Annotated in this window: 31 protein-coding genes and 1 pseudogene; 28 read left to right on the top strand and 4 right to left on the bottom strand. The window is 69.8% G+C overall.

The window, feature by feature from the left end:
* Positions 1–2 precede the first annotated feature (2 nt).
* Both FKO37_RS40185 and FKO37_RS40180 read left to right on the top strand, forming a co-directional pair.
* On the top strand, positions 3–2,306 hold the full coding sequence (locus FKO37_RS40185) for a [protein-PII] uridylyltransferase (protein ID WP_037810260.1): 2,304 nt from the start codon (positions 3–5) through the stop codon (positions 2,304–2,306).
* A 180-nt stretch (positions 2,307–2,486) separates the two neighbouring features.
* Positions 2,487–2,864, top strand: a complete 378-nt coding sequence (locus FKO37_RS40180) for a hypothetical protein (protein ID WP_037810443.1) — start codon at positions 2,487–2,489, stop codon at positions 2,862–2,864.
* A gap of 199 nt (positions 2,865–3,063) precedes the next feature.
* Here the strand turns inward: FKO37_RS40180 and FKO37_RS40175 are convergent, their stop codons facing one another.
* Entirely contained in the window at positions 3,064–3,516 is a 453-nt protein-coding gene (locus FKO37_RS40175) for a MarR family winged helix-turn-helix transcriptional regulator (RefSeq protein WP_037810262.1), read from the bottom strand.
* Positions 3,517–3,525: 9 nt separating this feature from the next.
* The gene (locus FKO37_RS40170; protein ID WP_238607821.1) at positions 3,526–5,319 is read right to left on the bottom strand and encodes an ABC transporter ATP-binding protein; all 1,794 of its coding nucleotides are present in this window, start codon (positions 5,317–5,319) and stop codon (positions 3,526–3,528) included.
* A 209-nt stretch (positions 5,320–5,528) separates the two neighbouring features.
* Here FKO37_RS40170 and ffh point away from each other — a divergent pair, with 209 nt between their 5' ends.
* Both ffh and FKO37_RS40160 read left to right on the top strand, forming a co-directional pair.
* A complete protein-coding gene (ffh, locus tag FKO37_RS40165; RefSeq protein WP_238607820.1) occupies positions 5,529–7,070 on the top strand; it encodes a signal recognition particle protein in 1,542 nt (513 codons plus the stop codon).
* Entirely contained in the window at positions 7,067–8,140 is a 1,074-nt protein-coding gene (locus FKO37_RS40160) for an amidohydrolase family protein (protein WP_238607819.1), read from the top strand. Before ffh ends, FKO37_RS40160 begins: the two co-directional genes overlap by 4 nt.
* A 68-nt stretch (positions 8,141–8,208) precedes the next feature.
* Here FKO37_RS40160 and FKO37_RS40155 read toward each other — a convergent pair whose 3' ends face one another.
* Positions 8,209–9,042 (bottom strand): transposase family protein, encoded by an 834-nt coding sequence (locus FKO37_RS40155; protein WP_238603485.1) that lies wholly within the window; start codon positions 9,040–9,042, stop codon positions 8,209–8,211.
* Between the two features lie 461 nt (positions 9,043–9,503).
* On the opposite strand from FKO37_RS40155, the gene FKO37_RS40150 reads away from it, so the two are divergent.
* The 14 genes and pseudogenes from FKO37_RS40150 (at position 9,504) to FKO37_RS40085 (ending at position 20,176) form a co-directional block, all read left to right on the top strand.
* A complete protein-coding gene (locus FKO37_RS40150; protein ID WP_043827770.1) occupies positions 9,504–10,226 on the top strand; it encodes a CPBP family intramembrane glutamic endopeptidase in 723 nt (240 codons plus the stop codon).
* Positions 10,227–10,314: 88 nt separating this feature from the next.
* A complete protein-coding gene (locus FKO37_RS40145; RefSeq protein WP_037810267.1) occupies positions 10,315–11,106 on the top strand; it encodes a CPBP family intramembrane glutamic endopeptidase in 792 nt (263 codons plus the stop codon).
* A gap of 166 nt (positions 11,107–11,272) precedes the next feature.
* Positions 11,273–11,716: a 30S ribosomal protein S16 gene (rpsP, locus tag FKO37_RS40140; protein ID WP_037810269.1), complete on the top strand. Its 444-nt coding sequence runs from the start codon at positions 11,273–11,275 to the stop codon at positions 11,714–11,716.
* Positions 11,713–11,952, top strand: coding sequence for an RNA-binding protein (locus FKO37_RS40135; protein WP_003103110.1), 240 nt, complete (start codon positions 11,713–11,715; stop codon positions 11,950–11,952). Before rpsP ends, FKO37_RS40135 begins: the two co-directional genes overlap by 4 nt.
* Positions 11,953–11,977: 25 nt before the next feature.
* A complete protein-coding gene (gene rimM, locus FKO37_RS40130) occupies positions 11,978–12,493 on the top strand; it encodes a ribosome maturation factor RimM (RefSeq protein ID WP_037810270.1) in 516 nt (171 codons plus the stop codon).
* A 10-nt stretch (positions 12,494–12,503) separates the two neighbouring features.
* Positions 12,504–13,211 (top strand): hypothetical protein, encoded by a 708-nt coding sequence (locus FKO37_RS40125; RefSeq protein ID WP_037810273.1) that lies wholly within the window; start codon positions 12,504–12,506, stop codon positions 13,209–13,211.
* Positions 13,212–13,215: 4 nt separating this feature from the next.
* Positions 13,216–13,962: a tRNA (guanosine(37)-N1)-methyltransferase TrmD gene (gene trmD, locus FKO37_RS40120; protein WP_238607818.1), complete on the top strand. Its 747-nt coding sequence runs from the start codon at positions 13,216–13,218 to the stop codon at positions 13,960–13,962.
* 193 nt (positions 13,963–14,155) lie between these two features.
* The gene (rplS, locus tag FKO37_RS40115; RefSeq protein WP_009074470.1) at positions 14,156–14,524 is read left to right on the top strand and encodes a 50S ribosomal protein L19; all 369 of its coding nucleotides are present in this window, start codon (positions 14,156–14,158) and stop codon (positions 14,522–14,524) included.
* 31 nt (positions 14,525–14,555) lie between these two features.
* Complete coding sequence (gene lepB, locus FKO37_RS40110; protein WP_037810276.1) at positions 14,556–15,482, top strand: signal peptidase I; 927 nt, start codon at positions 14,556–14,558, stop codon at positions 15,480–15,482.
* A 95-nt stretch (positions 15,483–15,577) separates the two neighbouring features.
* Complete coding sequence (locus FKO37_RS40105; protein WP_051171578.1) at positions 15,578–16,366, top strand: ribonuclease HII; 789 nt, start codon at positions 15,578–15,580, stop codon at positions 16,364–16,366.
* The gene (locus FKO37_RS40100) at positions 16,363–16,686 is read left to right on the top strand and encodes a DUF2469 domain-containing protein (RefSeq protein WP_003096226.1); all 324 of its coding nucleotides are present in this window, start codon (positions 16,363–16,365) and stop codon (positions 16,684–16,686) included. Before FKO37_RS40105 ends, FKO37_RS40100 begins: the two co-directional genes overlap by 4 nt.
* Before the next feature lie 246 nt (positions 16,687–16,932).
* Positions 16,933–17,313, top strand: a complete 381-nt coding sequence (locus FKO37_RS40095; RefSeq protein WP_238608409.1) for a YraN family protein — start codon at positions 16,933–16,935, stop codon at positions 17,311–17,313.
* A pseudogene (locus FKO37_RS40090) lies at positions 17,313–18,734 on the top strand (YifB family Mg chelatase-like AAA ATPase); the annotation flags it as partial. The gene FKO37_RS40095 and the pseudogene FKO37_RS40090, both read left to right, overlap by 1 nt.
* 20 nt (positions 18,735–18,754) lie before the next feature.
* Entirely contained in the window at positions 18,755–20,176 is a 1,422-nt protein-coding gene (locus FKO37_RS40085; protein ID WP_238607816.1) for a recombinase family protein, read from the top strand.
* 52 nt (positions 20,177–20,228) lie between these two features.
* On the opposite strand, the gene FKO37_RS40080 is transcribed toward FKO37_RS40085, so the two are convergent.
* Positions 20,229–21,617 carry a major capsid protein gene (locus FKO37_RS40080; RefSeq protein ID WP_238607815.1) on the bottom strand — a complete coding sequence of 463 codons (1,389 nt, stop codon included), beginning with the start codon at positions 21,615–21,617 and terminating at the stop codon, positions 20,229–20,231.
* Between the two features lie 279 nt (positions 21,618–21,896).
* Between FKO37_RS40080 and FKO37_RS40075 the strand changes: the two genes are divergently transcribed.
* The 10 genes from FKO37_RS40075 (at position 21,897) to FKO37_RS40030 (ending at position 26,823) form a co-directional block, all read left to right on the top strand.
* Positions 21,897–22,118, top strand: a complete 222-nt coding sequence (locus FKO37_RS40075) for a hypothetical protein (protein ID WP_238607814.1) — start codon at positions 21,897–21,899, stop codon at positions 22,116–22,118.
* Positions 22,115–23,278, top strand: a complete 1,164-nt coding sequence (locus tag FKO37_RS40070; protein WP_308196570.1) for a helix-turn-helix domain-containing protein — start codon at positions 22,115–22,117, stop codon at positions 23,276–23,278. The genes FKO37_RS40075 and FKO37_RS40070 overlap by 4 nt, the downstream gene beginning before the upstream one ends.
* Positions 23,279–23,328: 50 nt before the next feature.
* Positions 23,329–23,514: a hypothetical protein gene (locus FKO37_RS40065; RefSeq protein WP_238607813.1), complete on the top strand. Its 186-nt coding sequence runs from the start codon at positions 23,329–23,331 to the stop codon at positions 23,512–23,514.
* Positions 23,511–23,708 (top strand): hypothetical protein, encoded by a 198-nt coding sequence (locus tag FKO37_RS40060; protein ID WP_238607812.1) that lies wholly within the window; start codon positions 23,511–23,513, stop codon positions 23,706–23,708. The genes FKO37_RS40065 and FKO37_RS40060 overlap by 4 nt, the downstream gene beginning before the upstream one ends.
* Positions 23,695–23,985 (top strand): hypothetical protein, encoded by a 291-nt coding sequence (locus FKO37_RS40055; RefSeq protein WP_238607811.1) that lies wholly within the window; start codon positions 23,695–23,697, stop codon positions 23,983–23,985. Before FKO37_RS40060 ends, FKO37_RS40055 begins: the two co-directional genes overlap by 14 nt.
* Positions 23,982–24,194 carry a hypothetical protein gene (locus tag FKO37_RS40050; RefSeq protein WP_238607810.1) on the top strand — a complete coding sequence of 71 codons (213 nt, stop codon included), beginning with the start codon at positions 23,982–23,984 and terminating at the stop codon, positions 24,192–24,194. Before FKO37_RS40055 ends, FKO37_RS40050 begins: the two co-directional genes overlap by 4 nt.
* Complete coding sequence (locus tag FKO37_RS40045) at positions 24,194–25,021, top strand: hypothetical protein (protein ID WP_238607809.1); 828 nt, start codon at positions 24,194–24,196, stop codon at positions 25,019–25,021. Before FKO37_RS40050 ends, FKO37_RS40045 begins: the two co-directional genes overlap by 1 nt.
* A gap of 6 nt (positions 25,022–25,027) precedes the next feature.
* Positions 25,028–25,177: a hypothetical protein gene (locus tag FKO37_RS40040; protein WP_238607808.1), complete on the top strand. Its 150-nt coding sequence runs from the start codon at positions 25,028–25,030 to the stop codon at positions 25,175–25,177.
* Positions 25,178–25,332: 155 nt separating this feature from the next.
* On the top strand, positions 25,333–25,815 hold the full coding sequence (locus tag FKO37_RS40035; protein ID WP_238607807.1) for a hypothetical protein: 483 nt from the start codon (positions 25,333–25,335) through the stop codon (positions 25,813–25,815).
* 39 nt (positions 25,816–25,854) lie between these two features.
* Positions 25,855–26,823 carry a site-specific integrase gene (locus FKO37_RS40030; protein ID WP_238607806.1) on the top strand — a complete coding sequence of 323 codons (969 nt, stop codon included), beginning with the start codon at positions 25,855–25,857 and terminating at the stop codon, positions 26,821–26,823.

Below are 26,823 nucleotides of genomic sequence, written 5' to 3'. Positions count from 1 at the left end.
CGATGACCGACGGGGGCGAACTCGCCCGAGCCACTGCGCTGCTGCTCGAAGGACGGCACGGAGCTCCCGCGCTGCGGAACTCCCTGGTCGATCTCTACGAGTTCTGGCTCGGGAAAGGAGCGACGGCGGCCGGCGTCGACACCGCGGACCCAGGTGTCGCGCTGGTCGCCGTAGGGGGGTTGGGACGGCGCGAGCTGGTGCCGTACTCCGATCTCGATTTGGTGTTGCTGCACAACGGAAACAACCAGGTCGGGGAGATCGCCGACGCGCTGTGGTACCCGTTGTGGGACGCGCGGGTCGGCCTCGACCATTCGGTCCGCACGCCCGGCGAAGCACTGAAAGTCGCCGCGGAGGACCTGCGTACCGCGCTCGGTCTGCTCGACGCCCGGCATCTCGCCGGCGACCCCGGCCTCACCGAACGCCTCGCGTCCGCCGCCCGCGACCAGTGGCGGCGCACCGCCCGCAAACGCTTGCCGGAGCTGGCTGAATCCGTCCACGGACGATGGCGGCGCAGCGGTGAGATCGCCCAATCCGCCGAGCCGGACTTGAAACACGGCCGCGGCGGTCTTCGCGACTTCGGCGTGCTGGAAGCCCTCGCGGCCGGACAACTCACCGCGCGACCGGGCGAAGAACTGTTGGCAGCAAAGCAACTCCTGCTCGACGTCCGCACCGAACTCCGCCGCGAAGCACGTCGCGAACGAGACATCCTCAGCGCGGCCGACGCCGACGTCGTAGCGCACGAACTGGAGCTGGGCGACCGATTCGCCTTGGCGCGCAAGCTTTCCGGCGCAGGCCGAACCATCGCGTACGCGGTCGATGTCGCTCTTCGGTCCACTGTGGAGCAACCGCGTCCACTCTTCGGCCGACGCCCGGTTCGCCGCCCGTTGGCTGAAGGCGTCGTACTGCACGGCGACGAGGTCGCGCTGGCCCGAGACGCTCTTCCCGCCCGAGACCCCGCGCTTCTGCTCCGCGCCGCAGCAGCCTCGGCTCGGACCGGAAAACCCATCTCACCAGGCACTTTGCGTACCCTCGCGGAGTCCGCCCCCGAGCTGCGCGAACCGTGGCCGGACGACGCCCGCAACGCCCTCGTCGAACTGCTGGGCGCGGGGGAGGGACTGGTCGACGCGGTCGAAGCCCTCGATCGCACCGGCTTGTGGGCCCGGCTGTTCCCGGAATGGGGCGCCGTGCGCGACCTGCCGCCGCGGTCGCCAGTGCACCAATGGACCGTCGACCGGCACCTCGTCCAGGCGTGCGTCGAAGCAGCGAAACTGACCACTACCGTGTCGCGGCCGGACCTGCTGCTGATCGGCGCGCTGCTGCACGACATCGGCAAGGGCCGCGACGCCGACCACTCCGAGCTGGGCGCGAAGATCTCCGCCTCGGTAGCGCAACGCCTGGGCCTGCCGCCCGCGGACGTCGCGACGGTCTCCGCGATGGTCCGCCACCACCTGCTGCTGCCGCACACCGCGACCAGACGCGACATCGGCGACCCCGCGACCATCTCGCGCGTGGTGAAAACCCTGGACCGCGACGTCGTCCTGCTGGAACTCCTGCACGCCCTCACCCGCGCCGATTCGCTGGCCACCGGACCCGGCGTCTGGACCGACTGGAAGGACCGCCTGCTCGCCGAGCTGGTCAGCGGCTGCGAGGAAGCCGTGCACGGCAAGGGTTTCACGCCGCCGGAGCCCTTGGACGACGACCAACGCGAGCTGGTCGCCGAAGCCACCCGGACCGGCGTCGGCCAAATCCGGATCTCCGCGCACGGCAAGGTCGTCACGGTACTGCTGGCCGTGCCCGCGGACCGTGAACTGCTCGCTCCCGCGGCCGGGGTGCTGGCGCTGAACTCCCTGGAGGTCCACTCGGCGGTCCTGCGCGAGCATTACGGCCGGGCGGGCGTGTTCACCGCGTCGCCGAAGTTCGGGTCGCTGCCGGATCCCGCGCTCCTGCGGGAACAGTTCGCCCGCGCGGTCGCCGGGACGATGCCGCTCACCCAGCGCCTGGCGGCGAAGGAACGCGACTACGCGACCGCGTCGCCGGTCGTGGTCAAGCCGGTGGTGCGCTGGTTCGACGACGAAACGAGCGGTCCCGACGCCGTCGTGCTGGAACTGCGCGCCGCCGACCGGATCGGCCTGCTGTTCCGCGTGGCGAGCGCCCTGCGCCGCGCGGAGGCCGACGTCCACTGGGCGAAAGCCGCGACCCTGGGCGGCGCCGTCGTGGACTCGTTCGCCCTCTCGCCGCGCACCGGCCACGTCACCCCGTCGTGGCGCACCGCGATCACCGACGCCGTCCTAGCTGCCGTTTCCTGACCGTCCGTGAAGGGCTCCTTGAAGGAATCAGATTCCTTCAAGGAGCCCTTCACGGACGAATGACCAGGGCAGACCCGGCCGCATTGCGCCATCCGGGCTCACCCGTCCGGGGTGTCGGCGGCGCCGACCCCGGTTCCGATGGCAGGATGGCAGGTCCGGGCAAGGGGCGAGGTGAACGCGATGCGAGGGCACGAGAACCTGCCGGAGCTTTCGCTGCCCCCGACAGTCGTGGCCGGGCACCTCCGGACCTGCGCCGAGGAGCTCTCCGCCCTGCTCCGCGGCGACGGATCCGCCGCCACCCTCGGCGAACTCTCCGAGGTGGTCACCCAGCTGGTCGCGGGCCAGCACGCGCTGTCCCACGCCCTGGCCGGTCTCGCCGGGCGCATGGACGTCCGCAATCCCGCGCTCGCCACGGTCTCGCCGTCCGAGGTCGAGGTCCTCACCGAGGTCCTGCAAGCCGCCGCGTGCGCGGTCAGCTGCTCCGCCGAGGAACTCGCCGACGCCGAACCGCTCTTCGAGTTCGCGAGCGACTCCGCGGGACCCGACACCCGCGTTTGAGTAGTCCTACTCAGTCCGGATTGGGGGACTTCACGCTGCCGCGCGCCCGCCCCCGGACGGCAGACTTCTCCCCAACGCCGGGCGGCCGAGGGGGAACCGCTCCGCGTGCCCGCGGCGGAAGGCCTCCTGGGGAGGTGAGCTCTTCCGCCACGGTTCCGGGGACGGCCGTGGGGAGCGGCCGCCCCGGAACTCCCGGGCCTCAGGAATCCGCGATCCGCGTCAGCAGCCCGGCCGCGAGCCGGAGCAGCTCCTGTTCGGTGGGGCTCAGCGTCCGTTCGACGGCCGCGGCCAGCCAGTTCTCCCGCGCGATCGAGTAGGTGCGCAGTTCCCGCAGCCCGGCCGGGGTGATCTCGATCAGCGACCGCCGCCCGTCCGCCGGGTCCGGGGTGCGCGTGATCCACTCGCGTTCGGCCAGCGAGGCCAGGATCCGCGTCAGCGACTGCGGATGGATCCGCTCGGCCTCGGCCAGCTCGCCCGGCGTGTGCGTGCCGCCGCGGTACAGCCGCGACAGCACCGCCAGCACGGCCGGTCCCGGAGCGGGCGAGCCCGCCTCGGAGCGCATCCGCCAGTTCAGCCGCCCGACGCCCTCGCGCACCGTCCGGGCCAGCGTCGCCAGCTCGTCGGCCCGGTGCGCGTCGGGTTCGGTCTCCATGCGGCCACATTAGGCGGTTTCTCCCCGCACCAGCGCGGCATACCTGCCGCCGGAGGCGAGGAGTTCCGCGTGCGTTCCCCGTTCGACGATCCGTCCCGCGTCCAGCACCGCGATCTGGTCCGCGTGCTCCACAGTGGACAGCCGGTGCGCGATCGCGATCGTCGTGCGGCCCGCGGCGAGCCGGTCCAGTTCCGCCTGCACCGCGCGTTCAGTGCGGTTGTCTAGCGAGCTCGTCGCCTCGTCCAGGATCAGCACCGGCGGATTGCGCAGCAGGATCCGCGCGATCGCCATCCGCTGCTTCTCCCCGCCGGAAAACCGGTAGCCGCGCTCCCCGACGACGGTGTCGTATCCCTCCGGCAGCGCGGCCAGCGTGTCGTGGATGTGCGCGGCCTTCGCGGCGTTCTCCAGCTCCTCGTCGGTGGCGTCCGGCTTCGCGAACCGCAGGTTCTCCCGCACCGACGCGTGGAACAGATACGTCTCCTGCGACACCAGCCCGACCCCGGCGGCCAGCGACGCGAGCGTGACATCCCGGACATCCGTCCCGTCCACGCACACCTTTCCCTCGGTCACCTCGTACAACCGGGCGACCAGATAGGCGAGCGTCGTCTTCCCCGAACCCGTCGACCCGACGAACGCCGTCGTCGTCCCCGCCGGCACGTCGAGGTCGATATCGCGCAACGTCCACGGCCCCTCGTCGTCGTAGCGGAACGAGACTCCGCGCATCGAGACCGCTCCGCCGCTCGGGTGCAGCGTCCGCGCGCCCGGCCGGTCGTCGATCTCCACCGGTAGATCGAGCACCTCGAAGATCCGCCCGAACAACGCCTTCGCCGACGAGACGTTCTGTCCCACCGTCTGCATCGCCGTCGCCGGCGCGAGCAGCCGGTTCAACATGCTGGTGAACGCGACGACCGTGCCCAGCGAGATCGGCGCCGCGCCCCCGGCGAGTTCCAGTCCGGCCGCCCAGTAGACCAGCGCCGGGATGATCGTCAGGCTCATCGACCGCGCCGCCCGCTGCCACCGCCCGGCCAGCGCGGCACTGCGTTCCAGCGCCGCGACCTCGCGCGATTCCTCCGCGAACCGGTCGCGCATCAGCTTCGCGTTGCCCATCGTCTTGGCCAGCAGCACGCCGGTGACCGACAGCGATTCCTCGACGATGGTGGTCAGCCGCGCCATCCGCCGGGTCCGGCCGCGGGCGAGCTTCCGCTGCTTGCCGCCAAGGCGCAGCGTGAACAGCAGGAACAACGGCACGACGACCAGCGACAACAGCGCCAGCTGCCAGTCCATCACCAGGATCGCCACCGCGATCGCCAGCGCCGTGGTGCCGTTCTGCACGATCGACGCGGCGGTCCCGGTGACGACGTTGTCCACGCCGCCGATGTCGTTGAACACCCGCGACAGCACCTCGCCGGTCTTGGTCCGGGTGTAGAAGCCCAGCGACATCCGCTGCAGATGGCTGTACACCGCGACCCGCAGCTCGTTCATCACCCGCTGGCCGATGGTGTTGGACAGCCCGGTGGTCCGCACGCTCAGCGCGCCCGACCCGACAGCGGCGGCGATCATCCCGGCCGCCAGCAGGCTGACCAGCAGGGCGTCGCGGTGCGGCAGCGCGTCGTCGAGCATCTCGCGCAGCAGGAACGGCGAGGTGACGCCCAGCCCGGCCTGCACGACCAGCAGCGCGCACAGCCCGGCCAGCGCCCGCCGGTGCGGCCGGAAGAGGCCCGCGATGCGGCGGAACGGGACCTGGTCGTCCTCGTCCCCTGCCGGTTCGGCGAGCGTCGGACGGCGGGCCGTAGCTGATGTCATACGCCTATGTTTACTTAATTTCCGACGCTGGTCGAGCGGTTTTCGCGTGGTTGAGCTGTTGTCGCGGGGTCAATTAATACGCGCATGCGTAGTACCCTTCCCGTACCCGTGAAGGCCGGGTGGCCGGGGCGGCTACCCTCGGAAGATGCCGGGGGTGCCGAGCACCGCCCGGCACGCGAACTTTCGACCCAGCTGGAGCGTGCACCCCCGTGTTCGACACCCTCTCCGATCGGCTCACCTCGGCCCTGCAGTCGCTCTCGCGCAAGGGCCGGCTGTCCGACGCCGACATCGACGCCACCGCGCGCGAGATCCGCATCGCGCTGCTGGAAGCGGACGTCGCGCTCCCGGTGGTCAAGGCGTTCATCGCGAAGATCAAGGACCGCGCGAAGGGCGCCGAGGTCTCGCAGGCGCTGAACCCGGCGCAGCAGGTCGTGAAGATCGTCAACGAGGAGCTCGTCGGCATCCTCGGCGGCGAGACGCGGCGGCTGAACCTGGCGAAGAACCCGCCGTCGGTGATCATGCTCGCGGGTCTCCAGGGCGCTGGTAAGACGACGCTGGCCGGCAAGCTGGCGATGTGGCTGAAGAAGCAGGGCCACGCGCCGATGCTGGTCGCCTGTGACCTCCAGCGGCCGAACGCGGTCACCCAGCTGCAGGTCGTCGGCGAGCGCGCCGGCGTCGTCACGTTCGCGCCGGAGCCAGGCAACGGTGTCGGCGACCCGGTCGACGTCGCCCGCCGCGCGATCGAAGAGGCCAAGCACGCGCAGCACGACATCGTCGTGGTCGACACCGCCGGTCGCCTCGGTGTCGACGAAGAGCTGATGAAGCAGGCCGTGGACATCCGCGAGGCCGTGCAGCCGGACGAAGTCCTGTTCGTGGTCGACGCCATGATCGGTCAGGACGCGGTCACCACGGCCGAGGCGTTCCGCGACGGCGTCGGCTTCACCGGCGTGGTGCTCACGAAGCTCGACGGCGACGCCCGAGGTGGTGCCGCGCTGTCCGTCCGCGAGGTCACCGGCCAGCCGATCCTCTTCGCGTCCAACGGCGAGAAGCTCGAAGACTTCGACACGTTCCACCCGGACCGGATGGCCTCGCGCATCCTGGGCATGGGCGACGTGCTGACCCTGATCGAGCAGGCCGAACAGCACTTCGATCAGGAACAGGCCGAACAGGCCGCGCAGAAGCTGACCAGCGGGCAGCTCACGCTGGAGGACTTCCTCGAGCAGATGCTCGCGGTGCGCAAGATGGGCCCGATCGGCAACCTGCTCGGCATGCTGCCCGGCGCGGGCCAGATGAAAGACCAGCTCGCCGCGGTCGACGACAAGCAGCTCGACCGGCTCCAGGCGATCATCCGCGGCATGACGCCCGCCGAGCGCGCCGACCCGAAGATCATCAACGGCTCGCGCAGGCTGCGCATCGCGAACGGCTCCGGCGTGACCGTCCGCGAGGTCAACGACCTGGTCAACCGCTTCTTCGAGGCGCGCAAGATGATGGCGCAGATGGCGGGCCGGTTCGGCTTCGGCGGCGGAGGCGGCGGGAGCAAGAACCGCAAGGGCAAGAAGGGGAAGAAGGGCAAGAAGGGCCCCACGCAGCCGAGGATGCGCGGCGGGATGCCCGGCGGCATGCCGATGCTGCCCCCCGGCGGCGGGATGCCCGGCGGGATGCCGGACCTGTCGCAGCTCGGCGGCATGAACGACGTGCCCGGCTTCGACCCGTCCAAGTTCAAGCTGCCGAAGGACCCGAAGAACAATTGAGCCCGCTGCACCTGCACGGCACCGTCCTGCCCGACGGCGAGCCGCGTGACCTCTGGATCCAGGACGGAAAGCTGTCCTTCGAGCCGGTTCCCGGCGCGGAAACGCTGTCCACCGGCGGATTCGTGGTCCCCGGGCTCGTCGACGCGCACTGCCACCCGGGCCTCGGCCCGAGCGGCGGACTGTCGGTGGAGGAGGCGGCGGACCAGGCCGCGACCGACCGCGACGCGGGCACCCTGCTGATCCGCGACTGCGGCCTGCCGCTGGACGTCCGCCCGCTGCAATCCCGCGCCGACCTGCCCACGATCATCCGCTGCGGACGGCATCTGGCGTTGCCGAAGCGGTACATCCCCGGCTTCGCGATCGAACTGGACGACCCGGCTCTGCTGCCCGAAGCGGTCGCCGAGCAGGCTCGCGACGGCGACGGCTGGGTCAAGCTCGTAGGCGACTGGATCGACCGCGGCCAAGGCGACCTCGCGCCGCTCTGGCCGGACGACGTGCTGGCTGAAGCCATCCGCATCGCCCACGACCTCGGCGCACGCGTCACGGCGCACGTCTTCGGCGAAGCAGCGCTGCCAGGCTTGATCGGCGCGGGCATCGACTGTCTCGAGCACGGCACCGCGTTGTCGCCAGACCAGCTCGCCGAACTCGCGCGCCGCGACGTCGCCTTGGTGCCCACGCTCATCAACATCGAGAACTTCCCGGGCATCGCGGACAAGGCAGGCAAGTACCCGACGTACGCGGCCCATATGCGCGCACTGCACGCCGGTGTGGGCGAGATGGTGTCCTCAGCGGTCGAAGCGGGCGTACGCGTCTTCGCGGGAACGGACGCGGGCGGCATGGTCGCGCACGGCCGTATCGCCGACGAGGTCGAAGCGCTCCACCGCGCGGGCATGTCGCGTACGCAGGCTCTCGCGAGCGCTTCCTGGGAAGCGCGCGAATGGCTGGGTCACCCCGGTATCGAACACGGCGCCCCGGCGGACCTGATCGTTTACGCCGACGACCCGCGCACCGACCTGGCCGCCCTGCACCACCCGACCCACATCGTCTTGGGCGGCACGGTCTTCCACTGACCACCCCAATGGGGATTTTTCATCCTGGTTTGTGCTGGTCATGGTGGGTTGGCGGGGTGTGGTAGTTGTCAGGCCGGGGTGGGCTGGGCGGTGTCGCGGGTGTGTTGTTCGTGCTGGGTGAGGACGAGCAGGGCGCGGACGAGGGTGGTGGCGTGGCGTGGTGCGATGCGGAGTTTGTCGAGGACGCGCCAGGTTTTGAGGGCGGCGAAGCCGCCCTCGACCGCGCAGCGCATGGCGTTGAACACGGAGTTGGCGGTTTTCTGGGCGTGGGTGAGCGGCCGGTTCGTTTCGGCTTTGTAGGGGGTGAGCACGACCTGTTCGCACGGCCCGTCGCACTGGTCGCAGCGGCGGGTGTCGCGGACGTCTTTGCGCCAGCCCTGGTAGCCCTTGTCCGCGGCGGGGGTCAGGCCGCGGGCGTGGATGCGGTCGCGCAGCCGGTGGCGGCGGGCGGCGGTGATGTCGGCGGTCCTGCCCGGCAGCACGGCCGAGACCCACAGCAGCCGTCCGTGTTCGTCGGTGAGGCCTTGGACGTTGAGGCCGTGGTGTTTGTGCTTGCCGCTGTAATTGCGGCGATTGTCTGTGCCGGTGCGGCGGCGGGTGCGGATCAGGGTCCCGTCGGCCAGCACCACCGCCGCGCCGCGGGCGGCCAGCCGCCGCAGCACCCGGTCCAGCCGCGGCGCCCGGGCCGCGAGCAGGTCGATGGCTTCCAGCAGCCAGCGGCGGATCGTGGCGGCCGACACCGCGTTGGCGCGGGACAGGTCCAGCAGCCGCTGGTCGTGGCGCAGCATCGCCAGCACCAGCACCGCCTGCTCGGCCGGGGACGCCTTGCGCCACCGCGACCCGATCGCCCGGCGGCGGCGGCCGATCAACCCGGCCAGCATCGCGATCGTGGGCGGCGACACCGGCAACACGCTGCGATACGAGGCCAGAACCTGCTGTGAGACAGTGGGACCGGAGCCCCCGGACGTTCTTTCTTGAGTCACGACTTGATCAACATCCGGGGGCTCCGCCACGTTCCGGCCACGGGCAGGCAACCGGCAGGCCCGTTGCCGCACAACCACTCCCGCCACCGTCAACCCCGCCTGACCAGCACCAACAGGATGAAAAATCCCCAATGTGGCATTGGTTGCGCTGAACGCACCCAATGTGGCGTTCGTTGCATGCGATACCCGTCGGGGCACGAGGTGGCCCAGTGGCCTTCCCGCTCCGCAGAAGTCCGTGAGGGTCGCCTTGAGGGAATCAGATTCCCTCAAGGCGACCCTCACGGACCTCGCGTCCGCGCCGGGGCGAGGGGCAGTCCGGTCGAGGAGCGCGAGACGACCCCGCCTCGATGCGCCACACCCCAGCCACATAGCGTGAACCCGTGGCCGAAGACGGTGGGGGAAAGCGAATCCTGGGCGCACATTGGGCTTTCGCCGCGTTCTTCTTCGGAGTAGCCGGCTACTACCTCGTCACCCTCCTCACCGCGGCCGCGTTCAACCGGCACGTCGGCGACGACGACCCGGTCGAGGCGTACGCGGGACCGTTGCTGCTGCTGGCGTTCCTGCCGAACCTGGTCCTCGGCCTCGGCCCGGCGACCGCCTCGCTGCGGTACGGCTCCGGCCTCGAACGCGACTTCGGGCTCCGCACCCGGGGCCGCGACCTCCGCATCGGCCTCGCCTGCGGCCTGCTCGCGCTCGTCGTCGGCTTCGTGCTGAACGCCGCCGAAATCGCGGTCTTCGGCGGCGACGAGGTGTCCGACAGCCCGCTCACCGACCTGCCCGACGTGTCCGGCGGCAGCCCGGTCTGGCTGATCGCGACCGCGCTGGTGCTGGTGGTCGCCGTCCCGCTCACCGAGGAACTGCTGCTGCGCGGGGCGCTGTGGAACGCCCTGCTGCACTACCGGATCCCGCCGTGGGTGGTGCTCGTGCTCACGTCGTTGGTGTTCGCGCTGCTGCACGGCGAGACCACGCGCACGATCGCGCTGTTCGGCCAGGGTCTCGTCCTCGGGCTGGCGCGACATTTTTCCGGCCGGACCTCGGCGAGCGTGCTCGCGCACGCGGCGAACAACCTGCCGCCCGCCGTCCTTCTCTTCACCGGGCATTGAGGGAAACCGGTGACCGGTCGAGTACTGTGCGAAACCATTTCGGCCGCTAGGCTCGACCGGTGAGCAGAGCGAGCACGGGGAGGCGGGCGTGACCACATCACAGCCCCGTGAACCTTTCTCCCGCGCGCTCTCCCCGGAGGACTTGGTGGCCGAACCGACCGCGTTCCCGGCGCATCGCTGGGGATTCGGGGCGTTCCTGCTGGTCGAGGCGGTGCTGCTGGCGTCGGCCGCGTTCATCGGCGCGCTCGCCGGCCCCACGGCTCCCGGCAAGCCGCTCCCGATCGGCACGGTGCTGCTCGGCACGATGCTGCCCACCATGATCGCCGCCGGCGTCGCGGTGCTGATCACGGTCGTGCGCGGGAACGGCCCGAAGCTCGACCTGCGGCTCGAATGGCGCTGGGCGGACGTCTGGACCGGGCTCAAATTCGGGATGCTCGGCCTCGTGCTCACCTCGCTGAGCGCCTACGTGTGGACCCAGCTGGTCGGCACGGCGGACGCGACGTCGGCGATCAGCGCGCTGGTCGACGACCGCAAGATGTCCGTGCCCGCCGCCGCGGTGATGTTCGGCTACCTGTGGCTGCTCGGGCCGATCTGCGAGGAGATCATCTACCGCGGCCTGCTCTGGGGCGCGGTCGAGCGGCTGCAGTGGCGCAGCGAGCGCTGGGGCCGGGTCGCCGCGTTCCTGCTGTCCACCGCGGTCTTCGCGGCCAGCCACCTGGAACCGCTGCGCACCACCCTGCTGCTGGTGATCTCCATCCCGATCGGGCTGGCCCGGCTGTCCACCGGGCGGCTGGCGGGCAGCATCGTCGCGCACGCGGTCAACAACTTCCTGCCCGCCGTCGCGATCCTGCTCGGCGCGCTCGGCCTCGCGTCCTTCTGAGGCCCCTGCGCAGGCACAACGACGGCATCTGGCAGAATGTTCGCTTGCCCGCTTCCGCCGGACCCTCTCGCCGTGTGGAAGCTCCTGACCTCCGGGCGCCGTGAGCCTGTCCCCACGGGTTTCGCGCGCGCCCTGCACCACACAGCACTGAGGAGTACCCACACCCGTGGCCGTCAAGATCAAGCTGCAGCGCCTCGGCAAGATCCGTGCGCCGTACTACCGCATCATCATCGCCGACGCGCGCACCCGCCGGGACGGCAAGGCCATCGAGACGATCGGCAAGTACCACCCCAAGGAAGAGCCGAGCTTCATCGAGGTCGACACCGAGCGGGCGCAGTACTGGCTGGGCGTCGGCGCGCAGCCGACCGAGCCGGTCCAGCGCATCCTCGAGATCACCGGCGACTGGCAGAAGTTCAAGGGCCTGCCGGGAGCCGAGGGCACCCTGAAGGTGGCCGAGCCGAAGCCGTCCAAGCAGGACCTGTTCAACGCGGCGCTGGCCGCGGCGGGCGAGGAGCCCTCCACCGAGGCCGTCACGCCGAAGAAGAAGTCGGCCCCGAAGAAGGCCGAAGCCGACAAGGCCGAGGCTGCCGAGGGCGAGAAGTCCGAGTGAGCTTCCTCGCCGACTCCCTCGAGCACCTGGTGCGCGGGATCGTCGACAACCCGGACGAGGTCCGGGTCGAGCTGCTGACCACGCGTCGTGGCCGCACGCTCGAGGTGCACGTCCACCCCGACGATCTCGGCAAGGTGATCGGCCGGGGCGGGCGCACCGCGACCGCTCTGCGCACCGTGATGGGCGGCATCGGCGGCCGAGGCGTCCGCGTGGACGTCGTCGACACCGATCGCTGACCCGGATTCTCGGAAACGGTCAGGTATGGACGTCGTAGTCGGCCGTATCGCGAAGGCGCACGGCATCCGCGGCGAGCTCGCGGTCGACGTGCGCACGGATTCGCCGCAGGAGCGGTTCGCGATCGGTGCGGTCGTCACGACGAAGCTGCGCGACGGCAGCACGAGAGAACTCACCATCGCAGCCGCCCGCGAACACAGCGGGCGGCTGCTGGTGCGTTTCGAGGAAGTGCTCACGCGCGACGTCGCGGAAACCTTGCGCGGCGCCCTGCTGCTGGCGGACACCGATTCGCTGCCGCCCACCGGCGACCCGGACGAGTTCTACGACCACGAGCTGGCCGGGCTTCGCGCCGAACTCGCCGACGGGACGGCCGTGGGCAAGGTCGTCGAGGTGGTCCACTCGCCGGCCGGGGAATTGCTCGAACTCGATCATGACGGACGCTCGGTCTTGGTACCTTTCGTCCGCGCCATCGTTCCGGTGGTGGACGTCGCGGGGGGCCGGGTCGTGCTCGATCCGCCCGAAGGCCTCCTCGACGCTGACTGAGGGGGAGTTCGTGAAGTTCTGGACGAAGGCTGTCTTCGCAGCCGTTTTGGCCACCGCTTTCGCCGCGCCGCCCGCGCAGGCCGCTTCGCCGGTGTACGGCGACTTCTCGATGATGTTCCAGCGCAGCGCCGGACAGTACGCGCCGCCGGGGGAGAAGGCGTTCCAGTGGGCGTGGTCGCCGCAGTCGGCCACCGAATCGCAGATCACCTGGGGCGACCCGGTCACGTGGCCGCCCGCGACCGCCGAGCACTTCGTCCGCTCGGGCGACTGGGTGCTGATCGACGGCTGGGACGGCAACGGCACGTACTACACGGAGCGGGTCACCGAAGAACTCGCGTGCACCGGTTCCACCTGCACGCCGATCCCGTCCGACGGCGGCCGCCAGCACTACGTCCGCTGGACGGTGCCGTCCACCGACTACCGGCTCGTCGCGCGCGGCACGATCACCGAGAAGAGCTCGGGCAAGGTCGTCCACTTCGAGCACCTGCAGACGTGGGGCGCGCCCGCTCCGTGCTCGAACGCCCGCTTCGGGGCGCGCACCTGCGTCACGCAGACCGAGACGTGGTCGGACGACAACGGGCTGCCCGCCGGGTCGCCGATCCGCAAGACCCTGCACCGCAGCATCAAGATCGCGAAGGGGCTGGGCATGGCCTTCGCGATCGACCAGGACGTCCCGAGCCCGTGGCACGCCCAGGCCACCGAGTACTGGAACTGGTAACCGCTTGCGCATCGACGTCGTCACCATTTTCCCCGAGTACCTCGACCCGCTGCGCGCGGCGCTGCTGGGCCGGGCGATCGACCGCGGCCTCATCGAGGTCGGCGTGCACGACCTGCGCGACTGGACCCACGACGTGCACCGCGCGGTCGACGACGCGCCGTACGGCGGCGGCCCCGGCATGGTCATGAAGCCGCAGATCTGGGGCCCGGCGCTGGACGACGTGTGCGGCGAGGGGACCCGGCTCGTGGTCCCGACCCCGGCGGGCAAGCCGTTCACCCAGGAGCTGGCGCATTCCTACGCCGAGGAAAAGCACCTGGTGTTCGCCTGCGGCCGGTACGAGGGCATCGACCAGCGGGTCGTCGACGACGCGGCCCGCCGGATGCCGGTGGACGAGGTGTCGATCGGCGATTACGTGCTGGTCGGCGGCGAGGCCGCGGTGCTGGTGATCGTCGAGGCCGTGGTCCGGCTGCTGCCGGGCGTGCTCGGCAACGCGCGCTCGGCGGCCGAGGACTCGTTCTCCGACGGCCTGCTCGAAGGCCCCAGCTACACCCGCCCGGAAGTGTGGCGCGACCTGGCGGTGCCGGACGTGCTGCGCTCGGGCAACCACGCGCTCATCGACCGCTGGCGGCGCGACCAGGCGCTGGCTCGCACCGCCCAGCGGCGGCCGGATCTCCTGGACCGGCTGCCCGAGGGCAGCCTGGACAAGCGGGACCGCGAGGTCCTCGAAGGGCTGGACGACCAGCCCGGATAGGCCCCGTGCGAGGTCTCCGGGGGCTTCTGCCATAATGGATTAGTTGGCGTGCCGCGTAACTTAACAAACGCTCGTATCGGCTGTTAAGTCGCGAAGCCAACCGTGAATGCCATCAGCCCCGGGCTAGTCGCAGTGAGCTTCACTGTGCGCTCAAGCTGTACGTAAGCCACACGAATACGAGGACGGACCACCGATGAACACCCTGGACGCGCTGGACGCGCAGTCACTGCGTTCCGACATCCCGGACTTCCGCCCCGGCGACACGCTCAAGGTGCACGTCCGCGTCATCGAGGGCAACCGCGAGCGCAACCAGGTCTTCCAGGGCGTCGTGATCCGCCGTCAGGGCGGCGGCATCCGGGAGACCTTCACCGTGCGCAAGGTTTCGTTCGGCGTGGGCGTCGAGCGCACCTTCCCGGTGCACTCGCCGAACCTGGCCGAGGTCGAGGTCTTCAAGCGCGGCGACGTCCGCCGGGCGAAGCTGTACTACCTGCGCGAGCTGCGCGGCAAGAAGGCCAAGATCAAGGAGCGCCGCGAGAACCGCGAGACCACCTCCGCCTCCTGAGTGACGAGCCGGTTACCGGTAGCCTGGCGACGTGGTCGAACCTGTGTCGCGGAACGCCGATGAGGACGGCCCCGAACGCCCGGAGGAGGACCAGGAACGGTCCGGCGGGCGTCGGGGGTCGCACCGGCGGGGCAAGTCCTCGAAAAAGCGGTCGTTCTGGAAGGAACTGCCGATCCTGATCGTGATCGCCCTGGTGCTCACGATCCTGATCCAGGCGTTCCTCGCCAAGGTCTACATGATCCCGTCGGGGTCCATGGAGTCCACGCTGCACGGCTGCCCGAGCTGCACCGGCGACCGGATTCTGGTCGACCGCGTCACCTACGACTTCACCGACCCCTCCCCGGGGGACGTGATCGTGTTCAAGGGCCCGCCCGCGTGGACCGAGAACGAGATCGCGCCGCAGGAGTCGAGCAACATCGTCGTGCGCGCGCTGCGCGGTCTCGGCTCGCTGGTCGGCTTCGCGCCGCCGGACGAGCGGGACTTCGTCAAGCGCGTCATCGCCACCGGCGGCCAGACCGTCCAGTGCTGCGACGACCGCAACCGGGTGATCGTGGACGGCAAGGCCCTCGACGAGCCCTACATCCACTGGGAAGACGACAACCACCGCGTGCAGGAGTCGTTCGCCCCGGTGAAGGTCCCGCAGGGCGCGCTCTGGGTGATGGGCGACAACCGCAACAACTCCGCCGACTCGCGTTACCAGGGCGGCGGCGGGCCCAACGGCGCGGTTCCGGTCGACGACGTCATCGGCAAGGCCCGCATCATCGTGCTGCCGCCGAGCCGCTGGGGCGGGATCTCGGACCACAATCCGCAGCAGAACGCCCAGCCGGTCGCGCTCGGCGCGCCCGCGTGGCAGCAAGGGCTGCCGCTCGGCATCGGTTTCGCCACCGCGGTGCCGACGCTCTTCGTCGGACGCCGGTTGAAGGCAGGCCTCCGCAAGGCGGCCGGCCGGAGACGCTGAGCGGTGCGCTCCGTCGTCCGCGACTCCCGGGTGGTGTTTCGGTGACTCTCCCTCCTCCCCGCACTCCGGCGGAACCGCTGCGCCCGCCCCGTGCCGTGGTGCGCGGCGAGCTGTTCTGGGGTCTGCAAGGCGCACTCGAACGACGCGGCCTCGGCCCGGTCGCCGGCGTGGACGAAGCCGGCGCCGGTGCCTGCGCGGGCCCGCTCGTGGTGGCTTCCTGCGTGCTCCGTCCCGGCGACGGCGCGCGCCTGCCCGAGCTGACCGATTCGAAGATGCTCACCGCGAAGGCCCGGGACCGGGTTTACGACCGGGTCCTGCAGCGCGCCCTCGACTACTCGGTGATCGTCATCCCCTCCGAGCAGGTGGACCTGCTCGGCATCCGGGTGATGAACCTCGAAGGCATGCGCCGCGCCGTCGCCGGACTGCGCACGCATCCCGGGTACGTCCTCACCGACGGCTTCCCGGTCCCCGGCATTCCCGCGCCGAATGTCGCGGTGATCAAGGGAGACCGCAGCGTCGCGAGCATCGCGGCGGCGTCGGTCCTCGCGAAGGTGACGAGGGACCGGATCATGGCCGGCCTGCACGAAGAGTTGCCGGCGTACGGCTTCGACGTGCACAAGGGCTACAGCACCTCGGACCATCTGGCTGCGCTGAGTGAGCACGGCCCGAGCCCGGCGCACCGCTGGTCCTACACGAATGTCGCCACTGTCGCCCTCGCACACGGACTCACTGCCCCGCATCCGGTCGTGCTCACCTACGCTGCACTGGAGAATGCCCTGGAAAAAGCGGGCGGGCCGGTCCGTGCCCCGGGCCGCTCGGTGGGTAAGAATGAACGCTCCGCCGCCGGAGCAGGACGAATGCGAGGAGGGGCGCGGATTTCATGAGCGCAGAGGATCTCGAGAAGTACGAGACCGAGATGGAGCTCTCGCTGTACCGCGAGTACCGCGACATAGTGGGCCAGTTCTCGTACGTGGTGGAGACCGAGCGGCGGTTCTATCTGGCCAACGCGGTGGACGTCCAGGTCCGCGACGGCGGGGGCGAGGTGTACTTCGAGGTGCGGATGTCGGACGCCTGGGTGTGGGACATGTACCGCCCCGCCCGATTCGTGAAGCACGTCCGGGTCATCACCTTCAAGGACGTCAACGTCGAAGAACTGGACAAGCCTGATCTGCGGCTCCCCGAGGACGGTCCGTTCTCGGGCTGACCCCCGCTTTCTCTCACCACGGAGGCCACCCGGCACCTGCCCGGGTGGCCTTCGTCGTTTCCTGCCCTCACGCACACCGCACCGACAATCCGCCGGGTTTCTCGTCCGCGGACCAGCGCTTGATCCACAACCCCCGGGTTATCCACAGCTGCCCGGAACCCCCCTGGCGCAGCGTTCGATCACGCTGCGATCGTGAAAGCACACGCACCGTGATCGACGGTGCTCACGCTGTCCGAGGGGGACACCATGAACGACGGCCCGCACCCCGGCGCTGTCTGGCGACGGACGTTCGGCCGCTGGGGCGAGGACCTCGCCGCCCGGCATCTGCAGGCCGCCGGCATGGTCCTGCTCAGCCGGAACTGGCACTGCCGCGAGGGCGAGCTGGATTTAGTCCTGTCCGAGGGCGACCGGGTGATCTTCTGCGAGGTCAAAACCCGCTCCAGCACCGAATACGGCACTCCCGCCGAATCCGTCACGCAGGACAAGATCGACCGCGTGCACCGCGCCGCGATGCGCTGGCTCAAGGAACATCGAGTCGGCTGGTGCCGCATCCGCTACGACGTCGTGACCGTCTACGCCCCCGACGGCGAAGAGCCGGTCGTCCGGCACCTGGTGGGTGCTTTCTGATGCCACACGCCAAAACCTGGTCCGTCGCGTTGCTCGGCATCGAAGGCCGCGTAGTGGAAATCGAAGCCGATCTAGGCGGCGGCCTGAGCCGAGTCACCCTGGTCGGCCTGCCCGACGCCGGCCTCCGCGAGGCGAAAGACCGAGTCCGCTCCGCAGTCCGCAACTCCGGCCAATCCTGGCCCGACGGCAAGATCACGCTGGCCCTGTCTCCCGCCAACCTGCCCAAAATGGGCTCCGGCTACGACCTGGGCATCGCCGCCGCCGTCCTAGCCGCCATCGGCGCCGTCCCAGCCCGAAAGCTCCTGCACACAATCCTGCTGGGCGAACTGGCCTTGGACGGCCGAATCCGCCCCGTACGCGGCGTCCTCCCCGGCCTGCTGGCCGCCAAAGCCGCCGGCCACGAACGCGCCGTAGTGCCCACGGAGTCGTTGGTAGAAGCCGCTCTGGTAGACGGCCTGGAAGTCTCCGGAGTAACCCGCCTGGCAGAACTCATCGCCTGGCTCAAAGACGAAGCCGATCTAGAACCACCCGCCGCTCCCGCAGCCGCCACCCCAGTGGAAGTCCCCGACCTAGCCGACGTAGTAGGCCAACCAGAAGCCAGATGGGCCTTGGAAGTCGCCGCAGCAGGCGGCCACCACCTCCTGCTCACCGGCCCGCCTGGCGTAGGCAAAAGCATGCTGGCCAGACGCCTCCCCGGCCTGCTGCCCGACCTCTCCCCAGCCGAGTCCCTGGAAGTAACCGCCATCCACTCAGTAGACGGCTCCCTGTCCAAGTCATCGCCCCTGGTAACAGTCCCGCCTTTCGTCGCCCCACACCACTCGATCAGCCCACCAGCCCTAATCGGCGGCGGCACCGGCTTAGCGGCTCCGGGTGCCATCAGTCGAGCCCACCGAGGCGTCCTTTTCCTAGACGAGGCCTGCGAATTCGGCAACCAACGCCTCGACTCGCTCCGCACCGTCATGGAAGAAGGCGAAGTCCGCATCGCCCGCGCGAAGGGCGTCGTCCGCTATCCCGCCCAGTTCCAACTGGTGCTGGCCACCAACCCCTGCCCCTGCGCCCCACCGCGAGAAACCGACTGCACCTGCTCAGTACCCACCCGCCGCCGCTACCTGTCGCGCCTTTCGGGCCCTCTCCTGGACCGAGTAGACCTCCGCGTCCGCCTGCGCCCTCTGACTGCGATCTCCGCCCACCAATCCACCACCCCAGAACCGTCCTCGACCGTCCGAGCCCGCGTCCTGGCCGCCCGCGAAAGAGCCAAACACCGCTGGCACGAACACGGCTGGCAGTCCAACACCGAAGTCCCAGGCCCGATCCTGCGCCGAGATTTCGCCCTGCCACCCCCCGCCACCGCGGTTTTAGACAGAGCCCTGGACCGAGGTTTGCTGACCGCCCGAGGAGCCGACAGATGCCTCCGCATCGCCTGAAACGTAAAGTAGCTGACGTGGAACCTGAGCCTTCGGAAACGGACATCTACCTGCGGATGTCCGAGGACCGCGACGACGACGAGCTGGGCATCGAGCGGCAGCGTGAGCGCGCCCACAAGATGCGGGAAGCACGTGATTGGCCGATGGGCGTCGAGCACGTGGACAACGACCGGTCGGCGGCGGACCACCGCAAGCGCCGCCCCGGGTTCGAGGCGATGATGGAACGGGTCGAGGCGGGCAAGGTGAAACGGATCATCGCCCGCCGGATGGACCGGCTGATCCGCAACCGCCACGACCAGATGCGCCTCTTCACGGCCGCCGAACAGCACCGGATGATGCTGTGCTTCATCGACGGCGGCGACTTGGACATGTCCACGCCGATGGGCCAGATGATCGCTGATTTCCTCGCCGGGCAGGCCCGTGCGGAGATCAAGCTGAAAGGCGAGCGCCAGGAGGACGCCCAGCTACAGGCCGCGCAGCAGGGGCGACGTGTCGGCGGCCGGAAGCCGTTCGGATACATGCCCAACGGCCTGGAGCTGCACCCCGAAGAGGCCGCCGCCGTGGCCAAGGCGTACGACGACTTCAACGCCGGGGTGAAGCTGGGGACGATCGCACGGGAGTGGAACGCGGCCGGACTGCGCTCCGGGCAGACCAAATGGGCCGGGCCGGACAAGGGGCAGCCGACAGCGTGGAGCCACGACACGGTGCGGCTAGTGCTTCGCAACCCGCGCAACGCTGGTCTGCGGCGGTACAAGGGCCAGGTCGTCGGCAAGGCGATCTGGCCGAAGATCGTGGACGAAGAGATCTGGGCGGCGGCCGAGGCCACGCTCAGCGCCCGCACCGGGCACCCGACGGCGGGACGGGCAAACCAGCAGCTGCTGACAGGCGTGGCGTTGTGCGGGGTTTGTGGTGCGACGGTGCACGCGGGCGGCGGGAATACCGCAGCGCGTGGTTACCGCATCTATCGGTGCTCGAAGGCGGGCGGCCACATCTCGCGGAAGCTCGATCCTATTGACGAGTTCGTGTCGGCGGTGGTCGTCGCCCGGCTGTCGCGCCCGGACGCCCGGGAACTGCTGACCGATCGCAAGCGCCCCGACGCCGTCGAGCTGAACAAGCAGCTGCTGTCGATCTTGAACCGGCGGGACGCACTAGCCGCGGAGTTCGCGGACGACGACGAGATGACGCCCAGCCAGTTCCGCACGATGAACAAGCGGCTGAACGACCGGCTGGCCGCTGTGGAAGCCGAGTTGGCAGACGCGGGCCGGACGAGCGTCCTGGGGCCGCTGGTGGGAGCTGAGGACGTGCAAGCGGTGTGGGACAGCCTTGTCACCGACCGCCAGCGCGCGGTGATCGACACGCTGATGACGGTCCGGATCATGCCGGTAGGCAGGGGAAGGAGCATGTTCCGGCCTGAGTCAGTCGAGGTCACCCCGAAATAGCCCCGGACACACCAACGGCCCCCGCCATGACGGACGGGGGCCGTTGCGCGTTTCAGGCGGCCGGGGTGATCGGCGCTTGCGCCTCGCCGGTGGCGGCCACGGTCATGATCAGCCGCAGAGACTCGACGCCGACGAACGCCGTGCCCTCGAACGTCTCGGTGAACGTCTGGTAGCGGTTCTTCCCGTTCAGCGTGCTGTCCCGGACCACGCCGAGGTCGAGCCGCCCTCCGTCCAGGAACAGCCATTCACCGCTGGGGAACAGCGCAGTGTCCACCGTCGTCGGCCACGTCGGCAGCGCCGCACCCGGCGTCGCGGCCGGGAACGTCTGCGCCGGGATGGCGGGCAGCGGATCGGACGCGGCCTGTGCGGGGAGCCCGTCCAGGTGCCACACCGGGGTCACGTTGCGCGCGGCGAACCACCGGGCGATGGCGCTGTCGGACTCGGCGAGCGCCGTTTCGGTGTCAGCCGATGCCTGCTGCCGGACGATGTCCGCGCGCAGCATGTCGCGCACCCAGACCGGCACGATCCACGTCAGTTGCGGCGTGACCCGCGACCGCCGACGCGACCGGAAGTAGCTGACTGCCTGGTCCAATCCGGCCAGAACGTCGCGGGCAGCGCCGAGCCGCTTGGCCAGCGTGACCGGGGTCGAACCGGCCAGGATCTGGCTCAACAGCCGGTTCTCCGACACCTTGGCGTGAGCGATCACCGACGCCCGCAGCGCGGCCGTGGCGTACTCGGTGTCGAATCGGGCGGTGAAGTTGCTCAGCTCCAGCAGCGAGTACACCGCCGCGACTTCCGCGGCTTCCACCTCCGGGCAGGCGAACGACTGAACGGCCTTGGTGACCTCCTGCTCGGTGCCGACGAGCGCATCGTCGGCGGTGGTCCACACCCCGGCAGTCAGCGAGGACGCGTCGATGGCGCGGCGGTAGCGGATGCCGCCGTGCGTTGCCTGGAACTGGTTGAGCGCGTCGCGGATCGGCCGGTCCTCGGACCCGATCACCGGCACGTCGTACACCACGTCGAGCGGCGCGCACAGCCCACCGGCGGCGGTGATCGCCTCGGGGGTCATGGCCGCGCGGATCTTGGCCATGACCCCCGGCCCGTTGTCCAGCTGACGGCCGGTCGGGTACTCGGTGGTGACGTGCACGAGGGCGTTGCGCCCGTGCTGGAGGCCGCCGTTGGGGTCCGTGAGCACCTTCGCCAGCTCGTCCACCAGCGCGGCCTGGTTGACCGGGCGGCCTTGGAATTCGGTGACGGTGCGCGCCGGGCCGGAGGACGCCCGCAGCGCCGCGAGCTGGCTCTCTACATCCCGCTTCTCGGCAGCCAGCTTCTCCATCGTGAGCACGTTCTCTTCGGTGAACGGCTTCGTGCCGTACTCCCGGCCCTGACGCGTGAGCTGGGCCAGGATCTCGGTTCCCTGCTTGATCGTAGAAATCTTCATGTCACCGAGCTTGAAATACGATCGCGGACACTGGCAAACGAGCGCCCCGCGACACGTGACTTGGTAACAAAAATGTTTACCCACCACGCGAGTCTGCCACCAGGAGAAACGTCTTAATATTTCCAGCCCATTGGTGGGTAAACCTGACGGAAAAGTGTCGAGTCACGCGAGACTCCACGAGACAATGAATACGACCAAAGGTAGTATTCCCCTTGCAACTGAACACGCGGAACAACGCTCGCCGAAGAACCGCACTGGCCCGAAAGGGAGGTGCGGCTCATGGCCGCGAAGGACGCGGAGTCCCGCCGCCGCAACGGTCGGCTTGCCATCGCGAAGCGTTGGGGCAACACCGAAGAGGTTGAGCGCCTAACTCTGGAGCACCGCGAGGCGAAGCTCCAGGAGCACATCACCGAGATGGTCAGCACCTGGCCGCCGCTGACCAATGAACAACGCGTGCGCCTGGCCGCACTGCTGGTGCCGTCGAACGGCGGTGCGGCGTGACCGGGGCAAAGGAAAGCCGCCCCGGCGGGGGTGGGGCGGCAATCCAGGACCAACAGCAGAGTTCCGATTCTAGCGGATCGCCCCGCAATTCCGGCGGAGGTCGTTACCGGGCCGTCGAATGGGCGCGGAGCGCGAAGCACGTCTACCGCGCGGACGACCGCCCGGACACCACCGCCCGGTCCGTGCTGATGTTCCTGGCCAGCCACGCCAAAGCGGACGGCACCGACGCGCACCCGTCCATCGGCACGCTTTCCGAAGAGAGCGGGTACGGCACGACGGCGGTGCGCGCCGCGTTGGGACGCTTGGAAGCGGCAGGGCTGGTCGCCAAGGACGGCGAGAGTGCGTGGGGCACCACGCGGTGGAAGCTGCCCGTGTTCGAGGACCACGGCGACGCGGTGAAGTCGCCGCGCGAGGAAGCCCGGCAACGGCAGCGCGCGAAGAACGCCGAACGGCAGAAGCGGTTCCGCGATGCTCGCCGTGCCAAGGCCGTAACGCCGTCGGACACCGTTACGCGTAACGCCGTGGGAGAGCGTTACGCGGGGGACTCCGAGGAAGGCAAGACGCCGGAGTTTGGCCCCGTAACGCCGTCGGACAGCGTTACGTCACGCACCGGGGAGGCGTTACGTAACGCACCCGGACAGCGTTACGTAACGCTGTCAGCCGGGGTGAAACAAGCCCTTAACCCAAACAACCCTCTAGAAACTGCCCTTGAGGAAAATCGCTCCACCGGCCGCTATGGCCTCGTCTCCGACGGGTCGGCTGACGCCGACGGTGTGTTTCCGCCCCACACCGAAGAGGACGCCGACGACGAGCAGGGGCGCGACTGGGCGGACGAACTGGCCGACGCGGAGGCCGACGCGGACAACTCGCCCGCCGTCGTGGCCGAGTCCAAAGACGGCAGGGACGGGGAACTGACGGCCGACGCGGCTACCGATGCCCTGTCACCGGTCCCTGCTGCGCCGGAGGCGCAATCCCAACCCCTCACGTTGGGCGACGCGGTTACGGAGGTGCTAGCCCGCGTCAGGGGCGACAACGGTCTGTCATGGGTGACGCCGAACGCGTGGGAGAAGTACCTGCGCACCGCGCCGGACGACCCCCAAGCCGTGCGGATGCTGCACCGGGCGAAGGCCTACGACTTGGTTGGGCGGGTGGTCGCGTGAAGTCACGTGACTTTCCGCCTGGTCGTGGCCAATCCGTCAAACTTGTTGGTATGGAAGAGAAACCGGTGAAGCGGAGCAAGCCGAACCCTGTTTACGCGTGGATCGGCCAGAAGCGGAAGGCGGCGGCCCGGCGGCTGGCCGACTATCACCGGCTCACCGCCGAAGCCGACGCGATGGAAGCGGACCTGCGCTACGAGCCGGACGCGGACCAGCCCGCCCCTGGCGGTGAGGAATGACCGCCGTCGTCCCGCGCTTGTCCGCTCGCCGCCAGGAGCTGCTGACCCTTGTGGACGGTGCCTATGCCGCGCTCCTGGATCTCGCCGCGTCCTGGCCGGGCGGTCCGCTCACCGCGGAAATCTCCGAACTCGAACGCGAACACCGCGAACACGCCGACGCCATCACCCGGGAGGAACCCCGTGAAGACCACTGACCGCGCCGTGGAGTACGGTGCCGCGCCCATCCCGCCGGTCACCGAGGCCGACGCCGTCGCGGCGATGGAGTGCCCGGACTGCATCGGGGAACGGGAGGTCGTTCCCTCGACCGACACCATGCCGCCGCTGATCAAGCTCACCCACGACGCGACCTGCCCGCGCGGCCGGGAGCTTGCCCGCCGTCAGGCCGCCGCGAAGGAGGACGCCCGTAAGACCCGGCAGAAGCGCAAGGCCTCCAAGGCTGCCCGTAAGGCCACGAAGCGGACCGACAAGTGACCGCGCCGGAGCTGCCGTTGCCTGACGGCCTGGACATGGCTGAGCACTCGGCGAACTGCATGAACTTCGCGGGCCACCGGCGTCCGGTGCTCACACTGCCGGCTGCCCGGTTGGGGCCGCCGCACCCGGACCTCACGCTGGCCTACCGGTGCGAGGCGTGCGGGTCCGAGTGGACCGGCACCTTCCCTGTCGAAAGCGAGGAACCGTGATGGACGTAGATCCCTACGCCCAGCTCCAGACGCTCACCCCGCGCGGAGCGTCCATCGTGGACCCCATCGCCGACGCCAAGCGCGTGATCGACGCGGCCGTGCGGACCAACCCGCTGCGAAACGCGGTCGTGGACGAAGGCGTCGTGCGCTGGCGCGGCGCGTACAACTCGCTGGGGCGTGACTCGTACTTCGTCAAGATCGGCGAGCAGGACGACGCCCCGCGTGACCCGGTGCGCAACGCACCGCAGCGCGGGTTCTCCGTCCGCCGCGACGATCCCACCGGGTCCGAAGCCATCCGCGTGTACGACCACACCGCCGAACAGCACCCGTCCGGGCCGCTGCGGCAGAAGGTGGCCATCTTCGACTACCTGGGCAACCGGATCGTCCAGGAAGGCGAACTGGGCGGCCTCACCGCCCCGCAGATGGCCGTGGTGCTCTACAGCCTGACGGACAACTTCACCGCGTCCGCGACGGTGTCCGGCTGGCAGACCGTCGCCGGTGGCGAGACGTACAAGAACGGCCACGTGGTCACCGCACGCGGACGGGTGTACTGCCCGTACGCCTACACCACTCAGGCACGGCTCGTGGTGTCCGGGACACCAGCGTTCGGCAGCCTCATCACCCAGTTCTCCGCCCCCGTGACGTTCACCGGCCCCGCCTACCAGTACGACCTGACCATCGACACCAGCCTGAGCGACCTGTGGGCGCAGGCGCTGATCCGCTACAACGTGTTCGTAGACGTGCAGATCACCAACGCCAACGGCAACCCCACCTCCGGGCAGACCATCGAGGTAGCCCCCGTGTCGTCGCACTGCTTCTCGTGGTGACCGGGAATGGAGGCTTGGGACCTCGACAGCGACGGGGACGAGTACCGCACCGTCCCGCACCACACCACCGCCGAGGAAGCCCGGGACTTGCTGGCGCTGATAGCCCAGCAGGAAGCGGACCTGCTGGCGTGGGTGCTCGACCAGGACGACCTGTGAACCGCGAACCGAACTTTCCCGCCCTGCAAGGGGTTCCGACACAACACCACACGCACCACCCGGCGCGGGGCCTTCCCTCGCCTGACCGGCACGGGGGCACTTGCGTCTCACAACTGCCCCCGTTGCAACCGCCCCCAACCGCCCCCGGAGGAACGATGGCCAAGAAACGCCCAGCACAGCGGTGCCAGAAGGAGAAGCGCGACGGCAGCCGTTGCGGCGCGTTCGCGGTGATGGGCGGGACGGTGTGCCGCAACCACCTGCGCCCGTCGCCTGCCGCCGACGTGATCGTGCGGGAGAAGCTGGCGGAGTACCGGGCAGAGAAGGTGGCGGGCCGGTCGGTGTGGCAGCCCTCTCCAGAGGACCACCAAGCGCTCCGTATCCGGACGATCATGCTGAGCATCGCCAAGATGCAGACACTCGTGAAGACGTACTTCGAAGCCGCGCAGCAGGGCGACCAGCACGCCGCCGTCATGGTCGCGGGATACCAGCGGGAGCTGACGAGCCTGCTCAAAATCGCGCCCGTCGCCAACCCCGGGCAGGTCCAGATCGGCGCGGTCGATGCCGCCGTAGCGGACATCGCGGCCATGATCGACGGGACGATGGCCGCCGCCGCCCCGCTTCGCCGCGTCGAGCCCTAACCCGCGACACGGTCACATGTCACGGGTTAGAATCTGGGCATGAGCCACCCCGAAATCGTCCCCGCACCCACCCGTGTCGAGGCGCTGGAGCGGGCCGCCGCCGAGTACGTCGCGTCGGTCGTCCCGGCCAACACCAAGCGGGCACGGGCCGCCGACTGGCGCGCGTGGCAGGACTTCACCGCCGCCGTGGACATTCCGGAGGACACCGCGACGGCGGGCGCGCTGGTGGGGTTCGTGGTGTGGCTGGACGAGGAACGCGGGCTCGCGCCCAACACCATCGACGGCCGCCTGTCCGGCGCTGTGGTGGGCCTGCGCGCACGCGGGGCCGAACCGCCGAAGGTCGCCACGATGGCCGCCCGCGCGGCGCTGAACGGCATTCGCCGCCGACTGGCCGAAGCAGGCGAGCAACGCGGCCGGGGTCAGGCCCCCGCCTTGACTATGCGCGACTTGCGCGCCATCACCGCGGCTTGCCCGGACACGCTGGCTGGCTACCGTGACCGGGCGCTGGTGCTGGTCGACTTCGGCATCGCGGGCCGCCGCTCGGAAGTCGCGTCGCTGCTGGTGCCGGACATCGCGGTGGAGCCGGAAGGGCTGGTCGTCACGGTCCGGTTCGGCAAGACCGGTGCGCGGAAGGTCGCCATCCCGCGCGGCACCCACCCCGGCACGTGCCCGGTGCTGGCGTGGAAGGCGTGGCTCGACGCGTCGGGCATCACCGACGGTCCGGCGTTCCGGCGCATCAACCGCCACGGCACGATGGCCGACGCCGGGCTGTCGGGCGAGGCCGTCAGCGAGATTCTCAAGCGGGCGGGCACACGCGCCGGGGTGGAGACCGTCTACACCGGACACTCCGCGCGGGCGGGGCTGGCGACGGAAGCGCGCCGGGCCGGGCACGACGTGTCGGCGATCGCCAAGCAAGGCGGGTGGTCCCCGCGTTCCAAGGCGCTGTACGACTACCTGCGCACGGTGGACCAGTGGTCGGACAACGCGGTGGCCGGGATCGGCCTGTGA

Source organism: Amycolatopsis sp. Poz14 (assembly GCF_006704225.1).
In the GTDB taxonomy this organism is placed as follows: Bacteria; Actinomycetota; Actinomycetes; order Mycobacteriales; family Pseudonocardiaceae; genus Amycolatopsis; species Amycolatopsis nivea.
This window is presented reverse-complemented; position numbering and strand designations above follow the sequence as displayed.

Coding starts and splice junctions, on each gene's coding strand:
- FKO37_RS40030 (WP_238607806.1), top strand. CDS start 25,855: ATGAGCCACCCCGAAATCGTCCCCGCACCCACCCGTGTCGAGGCGCTG.
- FKO37_RS40060 (WP_238607812.1), top strand. CDS start 23,511: ATGACCGCCGTCGTCCCGCGCTTGTCCGCTCGCCGCCAGGAGCTGCTG.
- FKO37_RS40175 (WP_037810262.1), bottom strand. CDS start 3,516: ATGGAGACCGAACCCGACGCGCACCGGGCCGACGAGCTGGCGACGCTG.
- FKO37_RS40035 (WP_238607807.1), top strand. CDS start 25,333: ATGGCCAAGAAACGCCCAGCACAGCGGTGCCAGAAGGAGAAGCGCGAC.
- FKO37_RS40185 (WP_037810260.1), top strand. CDS start 3: ATGACCGACGGGGGCGAACTCGCCCGAGCCACTGCGCTGCTGCTCGAA.
- rimM (WP_037810270.1), top strand. CDS start 11,978: ATGGACGTCGTAGTCGGCCGTATCGCGAAGGCGCACGGCATCCGCGGC.
- FKO37_RS40180 (WP_037810443.1), top strand. CDS start 2,487: ATGCGAGGGCACGAGAACCTGCCGGAGCTTTCGCTGCCCCCGACAGTC.
- FKO37_RS40075 (WP_238607814.1), top strand. CDS start 21,897: ATGGCCGCGAAGGACGCGGAGTCCCGCCGCCGCAACGGTCGGCTTGCC.
- FKO37_RS40170 (WP_238607821.1), bottom strand. CDS start 5,319: ATGACATCAGCTACGGCCCGCCGTCCGACGCTCGCCGAACCGGCAGGG.
- FKO37_RS40095 (WP_238608409.1), top strand. CDS start 16,933: ATGAACGACGGCCCGCACCCCGGCGCTGTCTGGCGACGGACGTTCGGC.
- FKO37_RS40100 (WP_003096226.1), top strand. CDS start 16,363: ATGAGCGCAGAGGATCTCGAGAAGTACGAGACCGAGATGGAGCTCTCG.
- FKO37_RS40045 (WP_238607809.1), top strand. CDS start 24,194: ATGGACGTAGATCCCTACGCCCAGCTCCAGACGCTCACCCCGCGCGGA.
- FKO37_RS40040 (WP_238607808.1), top strand. CDS start 25,028: ATGGAGGCTTGGGACCTCGACAGCGACGGGGACGAGTACCGCACCGTC.
- FKO37_RS40080 (WP_238607815.1), bottom strand. CDS start 21,617: ATGAAGATTTCTACGATCAAGCAGGGAACCGAGATCCTGGCCCAGCTC.
- FKO37_RS40065 (WP_238607813.1), top strand. CDS start 23,329: ATGGAAGAGAAACCGGTGAAGCGGAGCAAGCCGAACCCTGTTTACGCG.
- rplS (WP_009074470.1), top strand. CDS start 14,156: ATGAACACCCTGGACGCGCTGGACGCGCAGTCACTGCGTTCCGACATC.